Genomic DNA, 12,816 nt, shown 5'->3' with positions numbered 1-12,816 from the left:
GCCCCTACGACGACTCGCGGACGACCAGCTCCGTGGGCAGGGTGATCTGCTGCCGGGGCCCGTCGTTCAGGGTGATGTCGGTGAGGATGCGCGCCATCGTGCGCCCCAGCTCCTCCACCGGCTGACGCACCGTCGTCAGGGGCGGATTGGTGTGCCGGGCGAGCACGGAGTCCTCGAAGCCGACCACGGCCACGTCGTCCGGAACACGGCGCTTCTGCCGCCGCAGTTCGGCCAGCGCGCCGACCGCCATGAGGTCCGACGCGGCGAACACGGCGTCGAGATCCGGCATGCGTTCAAGAAGCAAACGCATGGCGCGACCGCCGCTGTCCTCGGAGAAGTCGCCCGCCTCGATCAGCGCCTCGTCCACCGGAACGCCCGCTTCCTTGTGTGCGGCGTGCCACCCCGCGAGGCGCGCGCGGCCGACGTCCATGTCCTGCGGGCCGGTGATCGTCGCGATCCGCCTCCGCCCCCGGTGCAGCAGATGCCGTACGGCCTCGGCGGCGCCGCCGGCGTTGTCGGAGTTGACGTAGCTCAGCTGTTCGCCGGCGTCGCGGCGGCCGGCGAGCACGGTGGGCAGGCCCATCTCCTCGAGAATGCCGGGCAGCCGGTCCTCGGCGTGCACGGAGACCAGCAGCACGCCGTCCACCCGGCGGGTGGCCACCGACTCGGTGAGCTGATCGCGTTCGGCCTGGTCACGCACCAGCATCAGCTGCAGCTGCGTGCCGCTCTCGGCGAGCGCGCCGCTCACGCCGCGGATCAGCGCGGCGAAGAACGGCTCCGAGCCGAGCCGGCTCTCCGACTCCGGGATCACCAGGGCCACGGCGTTGGTGCGGTTGGTGACCAGGCCGCGGGCGACCGAGTTGGGGACGTAGTTCAGTTCTTTGATCGCCGCCAGGACCCGCGCCCGGGCGTCGGCGCTGACCAGGTCGGAGCCGTTGACGACGCGGGAGACCGTGGTGCGACCCACGCCGGCGCGGGCGGCGACGGTCTTGATCGTGGGACGGCGGTTGCCCGTCATGCACTCCCCCCTCAGCGGCCGCGGCGGCGTTCTCTGCCGCGGAGGTGACCTGCGGCAATTCTTGCAGACGCCGCGGACGGCGGAGCACCCCCAGGGTCCGGAAGGCGAACGGAAGGCCCGCCTCCCATGCAGAAGTTGCTTTCAAGTTATTGACAGATTGCGCCGCTGCTACAAGTCTTCGTGCAGCGGTGGGAACGTGCCCACCCCAAGTTGGGAACGTTCCCACATCGATCAAGAGCCGCTGTAGTCATCGCAGAACTCGTCACTCCGATGTGTCAGCGCCGTCGCTAGGAGGAGATCCATGGGCACTCTCGGTTCGTTGCGCAGGAAGGCGGTGGCGACAGCCGCGGCCGTCGGCGCGCTCTCGCTCGTCGTCGGCTGCAGCGGTGACAGCGACTCGGTCACGGGCGGCAGCAAGGACGGCGACAAGGTCACCATCACCATGGGCCTGTTCGGCGTCATGGGCATCAAGGAGACCGGCCTGCTGGAGGAGTACGAGAAGAACAATCCCGGCGTCACCATCAAGGCCGAGATAGCCGGTGACGAGCAGACCTACTACACCGCGCTGCAGACCAAGCTCGCCGCCGGCAAGGGTCTGAAGGACATCCAGGGCATCGAGATCGGCCGCGCCAAGGAGATCACCGAGACCCGGGCGGACATGTTCGCCGACTTCTCGAAGGTCGAGGGCACCGACCACTTCCTGCCCTGGAAGCAGTCCCAGATCACCACCGAGGACGGCAAGGTGCTGGGCCTCGGCACCGACATCGGCCCCATGGCGGTCTGTTACCGCAAGGACTACTTCGAGAAGGCCGGCCTGCCCACCGACCGCGAAGAGGTCGGCAAGCTGTGGGCGGGCGACTGGAAGAAGTACGTCGAGGTCGGCCGCACCTTCAAGAAGAACTTCAAGGGCGGCGACGTCGCCTACACCGACTCGGCCAGCGGCCTGTTCAACGCCATGGTCTACGGCTACCCCGAGCAGTACTACAACGAGCAGGGCGACCTAATCTACGACAAGAACCCGGCCGTGAAGGACGCCTGGGAGCTCGCGTCGGACGCCGCCGAGGAGGACCTGACCGCCAAGCTGCGCCAGTTCCAGCCCGGCTGGGACCCCGGTCTGTCCAACGGCACGTTCGCGACCGCGGTCTGCCCGGCCTGGATGCTGAGCCACATCAGCGAGAAGGCCGGCGAGGTCAACAAGGGCAAGTGGGACGTCGCCCGCGCCCCGAAGGGCGCCAACTGGGGCGGCTCCTTCCTCGGCGTGATCGAGGAGAGCCCGGTGAAGGAGGAGGCGCAGAAGCTCGTCGCCTGGCTGACCGCGCCCGAACAGCAGGCCCGCATCTTCAAGGACCTCGGCAACATCCCGTCCTCCCAGCAGGCACTCGAGGACCCGTCGGTGAAGGCCGTGAAGAACGACTACTTCAGCGGCGCGCCGCTCGGTGAGATCTTCGGCGCCGCGGCCCAGGAGATCCCGGACAAGCAGGTCCTCGGCCGCAAGGACGGCACCATCAAGGACACCTTCTCCCAGGGCCTGGCCCTGGTCGAGCAGGGGACGCCGCGTGACGAGGCCTGGAAGACCACCTCGGAGCGCATCCAGAAGGCGGTCCGCTGACCGCAGTCCCAGCGGCCGTCCCGGGCCCGCCCGCCTCCGGGCGCGGGCCCGGGACGGCTCCCCATCCGCTCTCAGGAAGGAAGTCCGGTGGCCACCTCCACCACCAAGGCCCTGGCCGGCGAGGAGCCGCCGGGCCCGTCCCGCGCCGGGGACGGCACGGAGACCTCACGGCGGCGCGGCGCCTGGCTGCACCGCCTCGACGTCAAGGGCGCGCCGTACGCCTTCGTCGCCCCGTTCTTCGTGGTCTTCGCCGCGTTCAGCTTCTACCCGCTCATCTACACCTCGTGGATCTCCCTGCACGACGTGGAACTGGCCACGCTCGACGTCATGGAGTGGGTGGCGTTCGACAACTACGTCGAACTGTGGGGTGATTCGCGGTTCTGGAACGCCCTGCAGAACACCATCACCATCGGCATCATCTCCACGGTGCCGCAGCTGCTGATGGCCCTGGGCATCGCGCACCTGCTCAACTACCGCATGCGTGCCTCGCTGTTCTTCCGCGTCGCTTCGCTGGTGCCGTACGCCACGTCCGTCGGCGCGGCCGCGCTCGTCTTCACCATGATCTTCGAGCGTGACTTCGGCATGATCAACTGGGGACTCGGCCTCGTCGGCGTCGACCCGGTGAACTGGGAGGCCGACAAGTGGCCCGCCCAGGTGGCCATCTCCACCATCGTCATCTGGCGCTGGACCGGCTACAACGCCCTGCTCTACCTGGCCGCCATGCAGGCCATCCCCGCCGACCGCTACGAGGCCGCCTCCCTGGACGGCGCCTCCCGCTGGCAGCAGTTCCGGCACGTCACCGTGCCCGGCATCCGCTCCACCATCGTCTTCACCATCGTGCTCTCCACGATCGGCGCCACCCAGCTGTTCGGCGAGCCGCTGATCTTCGGCCAGGGCCCCAACGGTGTCACCGGCGGCGCGAACAACCAGTACCAGACGCTGGGCCTGCTGCTCTACGAAGAGGGCTGGAAGAACTACCAGATGGGCCGCTCGGCGACCGTCGCCTGGGCGATGTTCATGCTGCTGGTCCTCGCCTTCGTGGCACAGCGACTGATCAAGCGCCTGCGCTCCCGTACGTCCTGACCTGGAGACGCCATGACCACTCACAGCCTCCCGGCCCGGACGGACGCCCCGGCCCGGACCGAACCCGAGAAGCCGGCCCGCCACGGCCGCCGCCTGCTGCGCGAACGCGCCGGGCGCACCCACCACGCGGGACCGCTCGCCTACATCCTGCTCGTCCTCATGGCTGTCCTGTCCATCTTCCCGCTGTACTGGACGATGGTGGCCGCCTCCACGGACAACACCCGGGTCAGCCAGACCCCGCCGCCGTTCCTGCCAGGACCCAATCTGTTCAGCAACCTCGCCCGCGCCTGGGACGAGGCGGCCATGGGCAAGGCGATGATCAACAGCACCATCGTGGCCGGCGTGATCGCCCTGTCCACGGTGTTCTTCGCGACGCTCGCCGGATTCGCCTTCGCCAAACTGCGGTTCAAGGGCCGCAACGTCCTGCTCATGCTGGTGATCGGCACGATGATGGTGCCGCCGCAGCTCGGCGTCGTCCCGCTGTTCATGATGATGTCGGAACTCGGCTGGTCGCAGCAGCTGCCCGCCGTCATCTTCCCGACACTGGTCAGCGCCGTCGGAGTGTTCTTCATGCGGCAGTACCTCTCCGAGGCGCTGCCCGACGAACTCGTCGAGGCCGGACGGGTCGACGGAGCGCACTCGCTGCGCATCTTCTGGAGCATCGTGCTGCCCGTCGCCCGGCCCGCCATGGCCGTGATCTTCATGATCACGTTCGTGCACGCCTGGAACGACTTCTTCTGGCCGTTCGTGGTGCTCGACATGACCAACCCGACCGTCCCCGTCGCGCTCACCCAGCTCAGCGCGGGCTACGTCCGCGACCAGTCGCTCATCATGGCCGGCGCGCTGCTCGGCACCCTGCCGCTGCTGGCGATGTTCATCGTCTTCGGCCGCCAGATCGTCAGCGGCATCATGGCCGGCGCCGTGAAGGGCTGACCGCTCCCCGAAGGCCCCGACCCGACACCCCGCCGGGCCCCTCGCACACCCCGCGAAACGGCCCCACCACCCCGAAAGGACTTACGTGGTCACCGCAGCACAGCAGACCGCGTCCGCCCCGGACGCCGCCCGCACCTTCCCCAAGGGCTTCCTCTGGGGTTCGGCCACCGCCTCTTACCAGATCGAGGGCGCCGCCTCCGAGGACGGACGCACCCCGTCCATCTGGGACACCTACGCCCGCACCCCGGGCCGCGTCCGCAACGGCGACACCGGTGACATCGCCACCGACCACTACCACCGCTGGCGCGAGGACGTCGCCCTCATGGCCGAACTCGGCCTCGGCGCCTACCGGTTCTCCCTCGCCTGGCCCCGCATCCAGCCCACCGGACGCGGCCCCGCCGTCCAGAAGGGCCTCGACTTCTACCGGCGCCTCGTCGACGAGCTGCTGGAGAAGGGCATCCAGCCCGTCGCCACCCTCTACCACTGGGACCTGCCCCAGGAGCTGGAGGACGCCGGCGGCTGGCCCGAGCGCGCCACCGCCGAACGCTTCGCCGAGTACGCCGCCCTCGCCGCGGACGCCCTCGGCGACCGCGTGACGACATGGACCACGCTCAACGAGCCCTGGTGCAGCGCGTTCCTCGGCTACGGCTCGGGCGTGCACGCCCCCGGCCGCACCGACCCGGTCGCCGCCCTGCGCGCCGCCCACCACCTCAACCTCGGCCACGGCCTCGCCGTCCAGGCCCTGCGCGACCGCCTCCCGGCCGCCGCCCAGTGCTCGGTCACCCTCAACATCCACCACGTCCGCCCGCTCACCGGCACCGAGGGCGACGCGGACGCGGTCCGCCGTATCGACGCGCTCGCCAACCGCGTCTTCACCGGCCCGATGCTGGAGGGCGCCTACCCGGAGGACCTCCTCAAGGACACCGCCGGCCTGACCGACTGGTCCTTCGTGAGGGACGGCGACCTGGAGCAGATCAACCAGCCGCTCGACTTCCTCGGCGTCAACTACTACACGCCCACGGTCGTCTCCGAGACCGACGGCAGCGGCACCCACACCTCCGACGGCCACGGCAACAGCCCGCACAGCCCCTGGCCGGCCGCCGACAAGGTCGCCTTCCACCAGCCCCCCGGCGAGCGCACCGCCATGGGCTGGGCCGTCGACGCCACCGGCCTGTACGACCTGCTGCGCAGGCTGTCGCACGACTTCCCGAAGCTGCCGCTGGTCATCACCGAGAACGGCGCCGCCTTCGACGACTACGCCGACCCCGACGGCAACGTCAACGACCCCGCCCGCATCGCGTACGTCCGCGACCACCTGGCCGCCGTCCACCGCGCCATCCTCGACGGCTCCGACGTGCGCGGCTACTTCCTGTGGTCCCTGCTCGACAACTTCGAGTGGGCGCACGGGTACAGCAAGCGGTTCGGCGCGGTGTACGTCGACTATCCGACGGGCACCCGCATTCCCAAGGCCAGCGCCCGCTGGTACGCGGAGGTCGCCCGCACGGGCGTCCTGCCGGCGGCCTGACCCCAGCTCCGCGAGCCCGACTCCCTGCCCGTGGGGGGACAGGGAGTCGGGCTCGCGGGTGTCACCGCATACCGGCGCGGCCGCGGAGCATGTCGACTCCGTGGCCGCCGAGTTCGTCGCAGCAGGCCGCGCGCCCGGTCATCGCCATGACGAGGTCGATGGTCCGCCCCGACACCAGGGGGCCGTCCCCGGCGGCGAACGGCCCGTCGTCCGCGGCGAGCCGCAGCCCGCCGATCCGCCCCTTCGCGACGACCACGAGGTTCGTGCCCCGGTAGTACTCGGCCACGGCGGTCACGGTCTCCACCGGGTACTCCCGCCGTATGCCGAGCGGCCGCCGGACGTCCTCCCCGTGCACGACGGTCTCGCCGAGCATGGCGAGGACGGGCAGGGGAGGCTTGGTCGTGCTCGGCACGGTGCTTCTGAAGCGGGCGAGGGTGTCGGCGGGCCCCGGACCGAGCTGCTCGGCCAGGCGCATGGCCACCTGCTTGTCGAAGTCGAACCGGCACCGGATGACGCCCGCTAGCCATCTGACGGTGCCGAGACTCGCCCCCGCGGTGAGATGCGCGAGCACCTCACGCACGGTGAGCCCGTCACAGAGCGAGGGCGTGGCCCACTGACCGGGGCTCAGTTCCGCGAGATCGTCGGCGAGCGCGGCCCGCTCGGCACGGATCATGGACCACACCGTGGGGTCGGGAAGATGCGTCATGGGGGAGGGGCTCCTGTCGGCGAGGCGGCTGAGGCGCGTGTGTCCGCGGCGGATGACTCCCGCCCCGCACGGAACTCATCGCCGGGAGCGCGGCAGAATGCCGGACATGGACGTCGTGACGCTGCTGCAGTCGGCCTCTCTCCTGGTTCCCGAGGAGACCGCGACCGAGAACGACGTGACGGCGCACGACGTCCGGGAGTACCTCGCCCACGACGAGTGGGAGGCGGCCCTCGGCCTGCTGGAAGAACTGGGGGACGGGCCGCCGCTCCCGGCCGCCTTCTGGGCCTCCATGGCAGCCGCGGCGGAGGAGCTGCGGCTGGAGCGAAGCGCGGCGTGGTGCCACTGGCGGGAGGGGGAGACCCGCAACGGCGTCATCCGCGCCGACCTCACCCTGCGCGCGCCGTCGGACGGCGGCCGCCGGTCACCTCTGCCCGGCACCGGAGTCCTGCGCCCGATGTGGGACATCGGCGCCCGCACGGCGGCCGGTGAGCCGGACTACAAGATCGCCCTGGTCCGGGTGGAGGACGCTCCCGTCTTGGAACCAGGCGGCCGGGCGACGGTGCGGCTGGCGCCGTTGACGCCTCGGAGCTGGTGTCACCTGGAACCTGGTCAGGTGATCACCATGCACGAGACCCGCACGGTGGCCGGGACGGCGGTCGTCGTTCAAGCGGACTTCCGCCACACGGAGATGTGCTTGGGCGACTCCTGAGTGAACGGTGTGCCGTCCCAGTCCGCCACGCGGCGTTCCAGTTCCAGGCCCGCGATGCGGGCCATGAGGTCGAGCTCCGCCGGCCAGGCGTAGCGGTGTCGGGAGGCTCCGCGGCGGTAGCGGCCGTCCTCGCCGTCGCGGGTGAAGTGGTGCGAGACGAGGAGTTGTTCGACGATGTCGAAGGTGTCGAAGCCCAGATGCCGCTCCGACACGTCGAACGGCACCGCGACCTGCCCGGGCGGCAGGAACCGCAGGGGCGGCACGCCCAGTTCGACGACGAAGCGGCCCCCCGGCCGCAGATGGCGCGCGGCGTTGCGGAAGCACTCGACCTGTTCCTCCTGCGTGAGCAGGTTCGAGATCGTGTTGTAGACGAGGTACACCAGGGAGAACTCACCCGGCACGACGGTCGTCGCCATGTCCCCGAGGGCCACCGGCAGCGTCTCCTCGTCGACCTTGCGGCGCAGCACGGCCGCCATGTGCTCGGACAGCTCGATGCCCGCCACCGGCACACCACGCTCGCGGAGCGGCACCCCCACGCGCCCGGTCCCGATGGCGAACTCCAGCGCGCGGCCGTCCCCCGCAAGGTCGGCGAGGAAGCCGACGGTCGCTCCGAGGACGGCGGCCGAGGCCATCTCCGTCTCCTCGGCGTCGTAGCGCTCGGCGGACTCGGGGCCCCACAGTTCACTGGTCGTCACGGTCGGCCACTGTGCCGCGCGGTGGGTGACGCTGTCGACTCATTTTGAGAGCGGTGCGGGGACCGGCCTGCCCGACAATGGCCCTCTGGACCTCCTCGACAGACAGGTGGCAACCGTGGGCGCACCGCATCCGCTCCTCGCGTACTTCCTGGCAGCCGCCGACGGCCGCTTCCCGCCGGTCGACGGCAAGGTCACGGTGCTGCCGCCCCTGGGAGGAGGGCTCGAGTGCTCGGTCGCCTTCACCGGCCACGCCGTCGTCGCCACCGCCCTGAGCGAGCAGGCGGTACACGCCCAGGAGCCCGACGGATTCGGCGGATCGCTCGCGCCGGACTTCCTGCGCCACCTGGCCGGCCCGAAGGGCTGGATCGACGTCGTCGACGTCACCCTCACCGCCCGTGGCACGGGCGGCACGCCGCGTCTGGCGGAACTGGCCGGCGCGGACGACCATCCACGCGTACGCCATGCCAGAGACGTGCGGACGCACGTCGAGGTCTACGGTGACGAGCGCGGTCTCCTCACCCTCGCCGACGGTGTCGCGGGACGGCGGGAGCTGAGCATCGAACTCCACGACGTCCGGGACGGCGGCCGGGGCCACGGGCGGTCGCTCATCGCCGACGCCCTGTCCCTCGTCCCGGAGGGCGAGCCCGTCTTCGCCGCCGTCTCCCCGGGCAACGCCCGCTCCCTCCGCGCCTTCCTCGCCCGCGGGTTCACACCGATCGGCAGTGAGGTCCTGCTGCGTCCGGAACGGGGCTGACCCGACACGGACCCGCTGTCACACGGAAGCCGCAGGCCGGAGGCCGAGCCACTGCTCCGCCTCCCACGCCCGGAACCGCTCCACCTCCGTGAAGCCCAGCTCGGTCGCCAGGCGGAGGGAGCGGGTGTTGGCGGTCTGCGTGGCCAGGACACGCCTCCGCCCCGTACCCGTGTCCGCCACACGGCGCACGTCAACCAGGCCGCACCGCCCCTGGGTGCGGCACACCCACCCGCACCTGGGGCCGGCCGTCACGGGCTCCGGTACCCCTGCCTCGGCTCGGCCACCCGCTCCGTCGCCATCGGCCCGGGCGTCGGGGCGACGAGGCTCCGAGGCGCGGTCGAATCCCGGGTGACCGGGGTGGGAGAGGTGTCCACGGGCCGCTCGGCGGGCTCCGGCGACGCCGTGGGGCCGGTCGTGGGGGAAGGCGAGGGCGAGCCGGTCAGGGGCGGAGGGGCCAGCGGGACCGTGGGCGTCACCGGCCGCTCGGAGGTCGTCGCGTTCTGCAGCGGCAGCGCCACGAGCAGGGCCACGGCGCACGTGAGCCCGGCGCCGACCGTCGTACGGACCAGCCGTCGCCGCGCCGCACGGCGGCGGATCGTCCCGAACCGGCCGGGCGGCGGGCCGAGACGGTCGGACGTCGGCCGCAGGAGCTCGGCGAGCGGGTCGTCCGGCTCGAACTCGGGGCCCTCGTCAGCGTGAGTGATCAAGGTTTCTCCTCAGGTGGGCACGGAGCAGCTCCCTGGCCGCGTGAAGATCGGCCTTGATGGTTCCTTCCTTGCGTCCGGTCACCGCGGACACCTCCCGGACCGGCAGGTCAGCGTAGTAGTGCAGCAGGATCGGCACCCGCAGCCGCTCCGGCAGCGCCTGCACCAGCATCCGCACCGACGGGTCGGAGGGTTCCGTGTGCGGGCGTACGGCCGCCTCGGTGCGGACCCGGCGCACGGTCCTGCGCTCGCGGTCGAGCCGTCGCCAGTGGTCGCGCACCAGGTTGGCCGCGGTGACGTACAGGAAGGCCCGTGGTTCCGACACGGACGTCCAGCGTGACCACAGCCGGGTGAACGCCTCGGAGGCGATCTCGTGGGCCGTCTCGTCGTCGTCGACCAGACGGCGGCACCAGCCGGCGAGGCGCGGGTAGAGGGCGGCGAAGAGCTCGGACGCTGCCTGCTCGCGGGACCGTTTCAATGCTCTCCATGGTCGGGGCGGCCCCGGTGACGGGGTACCGCACGTGGACGGGACGCGGGGTGTCGTGCGTGCCGGGCCGCCGGTGCGACGGCCCGGCACAAGGACGCCGGATCAGGGGACGGTGGCGCGGAGCGCCGCGAAGACGATCACGTTGTCGCGGTACTCACCGTCCTCCAGCGGCCCGCCGCACGTGATGAGCCGCAGCTCGGGCCGTGCGGTGTCGCCGTAGACGTCCTCGGTGGGGAAGGCGGCCTTGGCGACCGTGCGGACCGAGGTGACGGCGAACTCCGCCGCCGTGCCGTTCTCCAGACGCACCGTGATCCCGTCGTCCCGCCTCAGCCGCGCCAGATGACGGAAGACCCCGTCCCCATGGGCGCCGACCGTGACGTGGCCGAGGATCACCGAGGGACCCGGCCGGCCGGGGGTGGGGGAGTACCGGTACCAGCCGGCCGGGTCGTCCGCCGTGATCGGCGGGACCTCCACCGTGCGGTCCGGGGCCAGACCCAGCCGTACGACGGGGGTGTCGACCGCGATGGCGGGGATCTCCAGACCGACCGGGACCGAACGCGCCAGGGGACGCGGCCCGGAGACGGGCGAGCCCGCCGCTGCGGGCGACCGGTTGCCCTGCGTCTCCGTCGCGGCCGGCCCGTCGTCGGCGGAACCGCTACCGCCGCATCCCGCGGCCAGACAGGCCACGGCCACGGCGACGACGGCGCGCCTGGAGAACGGGGTCACGCCCCGCTCGCCCGCCGGCGCACGACGAAGACCGCCGCGCCGCCCGCGGCGAGCACCGCGGCGGCGCCCCCGCCGATCAGCAGACCGTCGCCGTCGGACTGCCCGGCGACCGGCGCGTCACCGGTGTCCGGCGCACCGCGCGGCACCACGGTGACCCCGTCGGTGTCCTCCGCCGGAGCCGGAGTCGCCTCGGCGGCGCCGCGGTCGGACGGGACCGGACTCGGGCCGGTCTCGGCCGCCTGCTCGCCGGAGTCGGTGGGCGCCGCCGTCGTGTCGGGGACGGGGGAGGGGCCGTCGGCGAACGCCGGCACAGCGGTGGCCAGCACGGCGGTGCACGCGAGTGCCGCCGCGCTCAGGACGTTTCGGCGCATGGAACGCTCTCTTTCCTGGGTCCGCCCGCACGGTCGCCCGGCGGGCTGGGTGATGGATCGTGCGGAGAGACGGGGGAGCGGGGACCCAGGTTGCAAAGAGAAGGTAAAGCCGTGAACGGCGGGGCGGCGGCGCTCAGTCGAGGATCGCCGTCGCCTCCACCTCGACCAGAACATCCGGCTCGAAGAGGTGGTCGACACCGATGAGGGACGACGGCGGGAGCGGCAGGGGAAGTCCGATCTCCCCGGCGACCTCCTCGACGCCGGCCATGAACGGGCCGATCTTCTCGGGCGCCCAGTCGGTGACGTAGAAGGTGAGGCGCAGGACGTCGTCGAAGGAGGCGCCGGCGCCGCGCAGGCCGCGCGCGGTGCCCCGGAGCGCGTGGGCGACCTGTCCTGCGAGGTCCCCCGGGGCGAGCGGAGTGCCGTCGGCGGCACGGGCGATCTGCCCGCTGACGTGCACGTGACGGGTGCCCGTCCCCACGGCGACGTGGTGGTACGGGGTGGGCTGCAGCATGCCTTCGGGCGTGAGGCGGCGGACGGCCACGGGGGTCTCCTCGTGTCGAAGCAATAGGTATACCTTTGATACTTGGTGGACGAAGGACACTTCAAGGAGACCAGGTATCGTGCCGGAGACCGAGGACGGCCGCGCGAGCGGCGAGCTGCGGATCGAGAACGCGCACCGCGAACTGCTCGACCAGGTGCTGGACAAGTGGTCGCTCAGCGTCCTCAACGAACTCTGCGAGCGGCCCTGCCGGTTCAACGACCTGCGCCGCGCGATTCCCGCGGTGACCCAGAAGTCCCTCACCGCGACCTTGCGCAGGCTCGAACGCAACGGCATCGTCGAGCGCGAGGTCGTCAGCTCCCGCCCCGTCGCCGTCGAGTACCGCATCACGCCGCTCGGCAAGACCATGCGGCGGCCGGTCGACGTGCTGCTGGAGTGGGCCACGGCCCACATGCCCGAGATCGAGCGGGCCCGCCGTGTCTTCGACGACCTCGACTGAGGACGCGCCGACCTGCGGGTCGCCGAGCCCGGCCCCACCGCGCCGGCGGGCCGCGTCCGCGCCCGGGTCGCCGGCACGCTCGGCGGTGGCGTTCGGGCCGCTCCGCCGCTGATGCGCGGATGCCGTCGGGGCGCCCGTCGTGGGACGCTCCATCTCACCGTCGTCGCCCTGGTGTCCGGCAAGGAACACGGCACGGCGGACTGGGCGGCGACGGAACGCGTCGCTCCGACCGTCGTCGGCGCGGCCCTGGCCCTCGTCGCCTGCGCCCTGACCGATCGTGCCGCCGCTCGCCGCCGACGCCTTACCCCTCCCGGCCGGTGAGCCGGCCCGACCCGCGCCCGGTTGTCAGACGGGCGTCCCCGCTGCGGCCGCCGGAACGCGCACGCGTGGACCGAGTCTCGCGCCCGGCACCGGCCGACCTTGACCTGAACCGAAGTTGAGCTTCTACGTTCGTCCCCGAGAGCCGCGGCAGCGGGCCGCGGCGCCCCACGAGGA

Annotated in this window: 15 protein-coding genes and 1 pseudogene; 7 read left to right on the top strand and 9 right to left on the bottom strand. The window is 71.8% G+C overall.

The window, feature by feature from the left end:
* Nucleotides 1-4 precede the first annotated feature (4 nt).
* Nucleotides 5-1,018: a LacI family DNA-binding transcriptional regulator gene (locus ELQ39_RS01965; protein WP_225627775.1), complete on the bottom strand. Its 1,014-nt coding sequence runs from the start codon at nucleotides 1,016-1,018 to the stop codon at nucleotides 5-7.
* 301 nt (nucleotides 1,019-1,319) lie between these two features.
* Between ELQ39_RS01965 and ELQ39_RS01960 the strand changes: the two genes are divergently transcribed.
* The 4 genes from ELQ39_RS01960 to ELQ39_RS01945 all read left to right on the top strand — a co-directional run bounded on the left by ELQ39_RS01960 (nucleotide 1,320) and on the right by ELQ39_RS01945 (nucleotide 6,168).
* On the top strand, nucleotides 1,320-2,627 hold the full coding sequence (locus tag ELQ39_RS01960) for an ABC transporter substrate-binding protein (RefSeq protein WP_190002154.1): 1,308 nt from the start codon (nucleotides 1,320-1,322) through the stop codon (nucleotides 2,625-2,627).
* A gap of 87 nt (nucleotides 2,628-2,714) precedes the next feature.
* Nucleotides 2,715-3,710 (top strand): carbohydrate ABC transporter permease, encoded by a 996-nt coding sequence (locus ELQ39_RS01955; protein WP_190002155.1) that lies wholly within the window; start codon nucleotides 2,715-2,717, stop codon nucleotides 3,708-3,710.
* Between the two features lie 12 nt (nucleotides 3,711-3,722).
* Nucleotides 3,723-4,643 carry a carbohydrate ABC transporter permease gene (locus ELQ39_RS01950; protein ID WP_242590765.1) on the top strand — a complete coding sequence of 307 codons (921 nt, stop codon included), beginning with the start codon at nucleotides 3,723-3,725 and terminating at the stop codon, nucleotides 4,641-4,643.
* An 85-nt stretch (nucleotides 4,644-4,728) separates the two neighbouring features.
* Entirely contained in the window at nucleotides 4,729-6,168 is a 1,440-nt protein-coding gene (locus ELQ39_RS01945) for a GH1 family beta-glucosidase (RefSeq protein WP_190002157.1), read from the top strand.
* A gap of 61 nt (nucleotides 6,169-6,229) precedes the next feature.
* Here the strand turns inward: ELQ39_RS01945 and ELQ39_RS01940 are convergent, their stop codons facing one another.
* Entirely contained in the window at nucleotides 6,230-6,874 is a 645-nt protein-coding gene (locus ELQ39_RS01940; protein ID WP_242590764.1) for a maleylpyruvate isomerase family mycothiol-dependent enzyme, read from the bottom strand.
* A 106-nt stretch (nucleotides 6,875-6,980) separates the two neighbouring features.
* Between ELQ39_RS01940 and ELQ39_RS01935 the strand changes: the two genes are divergently transcribed.
* A complete protein-coding gene (locus ELQ39_RS01935) occupies nucleotides 6,981-7,583 on the top strand; it encodes a hypothetical protein (protein ID WP_242590763.1) in 603 nt (200 codons plus the stop codon).
* On the opposite strand, the gene ELQ39_RS01930 is transcribed toward ELQ39_RS01935, so the two are convergent.
* Nucleotides 7,538-8,278, bottom strand: a complete 741-nt coding sequence (locus ELQ39_RS01930) for a class I SAM-dependent DNA methyltransferase (RefSeq protein ID WP_242590762.1) — start codon at nucleotides 8,276-8,278, stop codon at nucleotides 7,538-7,540. The two genes, ELQ39_RS01935 and ELQ39_RS01930, sit on opposite strands and share 46 nt — an antisense overlap.
* A gap of 115 nt (nucleotides 8,279-8,393) precedes the next feature.
* Here ELQ39_RS01930 and ELQ39_RS01925 point away from each other — a divergent pair, with 115 nt between their 5' ends.
* Nucleotides 8,394-9,032: a hypothetical protein gene (locus ELQ39_RS01925; protein ID WP_190002161.1), complete on the top strand. Its 639-nt coding sequence runs from the start codon at nucleotides 8,394-8,396 to the stop codon at nucleotides 9,030-9,032.
* A gap of 18 nt (nucleotides 9,033-9,050) precedes the next feature.
* Here the strand turns inward: ELQ39_RS01925 and ELQ39_RS01920 are convergent.
* The 6 genes and pseudogenes from ELQ39_RS01920 to ELQ39_RS01895 form a co-directional block, all read right to left on the bottom strand.
* Nucleotides 9,051-9,194: pseudogene (locus tag ELQ39_RS01920) on the bottom strand (GNAT family N-acetyltransferase); the annotation flags it as partial.
* Nucleotides 9,195-9,280: 86 nt separating this feature from the next.
* Entirely contained in the window at nucleotides 9,281-9,739 is a 459-nt protein-coding gene (locus tag ELQ39_RS01915; protein WP_190002162.1) for a hypothetical protein, read from the bottom strand.
* The gene (locus ELQ39_RS01910; protein ID WP_242590761.1) at nucleotides 9,723-10,214 is read right to left on the bottom strand and encodes an RNA polymerase sigma factor; all 492 of its coding nucleotides are present in this window, start codon (nucleotides 10,212-10,214) and stop codon (nucleotides 9,723-9,725) included. Before ELQ39_RS01910 ends, ELQ39_RS01915 begins: the two co-directional genes overlap by 17 nt.
* Nucleotides 10,215-10,325: 111 nt before the next feature.
* Nucleotides 10,326-10,949 carry a class F sortase gene (locus ELQ39_RS01905; RefSeq protein ID WP_242590760.1) on the bottom strand — a complete coding sequence of 208 codons (624 nt, stop codon included), beginning with the start codon at nucleotides 10,947-10,949 and terminating at the stop codon, nucleotides 10,326-10,328.
* Nucleotides 10,946-11,320 (bottom strand): hypothetical protein, encoded by a 375-nt coding sequence (locus ELQ39_RS01900; RefSeq protein WP_242590759.1) that lies wholly within the window; start codon nucleotides 11,318-11,320, stop codon nucleotides 10,946-10,948. Before ELQ39_RS01900 ends, ELQ39_RS01905 begins: the two co-directional genes overlap by 4 nt.
* A gap of 133 nt (nucleotides 11,321-11,453) precedes the next feature.
* Entirely contained in the window at nucleotides 11,454-11,864 is a 411-nt protein-coding gene (locus ELQ39_RS01895; RefSeq protein WP_225643554.1) for a Rid family hydrolase, read from the bottom strand.
* Between the two features lie 79 nt (nucleotides 11,865-11,943).
* Here ELQ39_RS01895 and ELQ39_RS01890 point away from each other — a divergent pair, with 79 nt between their 5' ends.
* Complete coding sequence (locus ELQ39_RS01890; protein WP_242590758.1) at nucleotides 11,944-12,321, top strand: winged helix-turn-helix transcriptional regulator; 378 nt, start codon at nucleotides 11,944-11,946, stop codon at nucleotides 12,319-12,321.
* Nucleotides 12,322-12,816 lie beyond the last annotated feature (495 nt).

It is taken from the genome of Streptomyces sp. GB4-14, from assembly GCF_022696125.1.
GTDB classification, from domain to species: Bacteria; Actinomycetota; Actinomycetes; order Streptomycetales; family Streptomycetaceae; genus Streptomyces; species Streptomyces werraensis.
This window is presented reverse-complemented; position numbering and strand designations above follow the sequence as displayed.

What these genes read in the sequence shown, in the direction of transcription:
- ELQ39_RS01965 (WP_225627775.1), bottom strand. Translation starts at nt 1,018, where the DNA reads ATGACGGGCAACCGCCGTCCCACGATCAAGACCGTCGCCGCCCGCGCC.
- ELQ39_RS01960 (WP_190002154.1), top strand. Translation starts at nt 1,320, where the DNA reads ATGGGCACTCTCGGTTCGTTGCGCAGGAAGGCGGTGGCGACAGCCGCG.
- ELQ39_RS01950 (WP_242590765.1), top strand. Translation starts at nt 3,723, where the DNA reads ATGACCACTCACAGCCTCCCGGCCCGGACGGACGCCCCGGCCCGGACC.
- ELQ39_RS01940 (WP_242590764.1), bottom strand. Translation starts at nt 6,874, where the DNA reads ATGACGCATCTTCCCGACCCCACGGTGTGGTCCATGATCCGTGCCGAG.
- ELQ39_RS01935 (WP_242590763.1), top strand. Translation starts at nt 6,981, where the DNA reads ATGGACGTCGTGACGCTGCTGCAGTCGGCCTCTCTCCTGGTTCCCGAG.
- ELQ39_RS01900 (WP_242590759.1), bottom strand. Translation starts at nt 11,320, where the DNA reads ATGCGCCGAAACGTCCTGAGCGCGGCGGCACTCGCGTGCACCGCCGTG.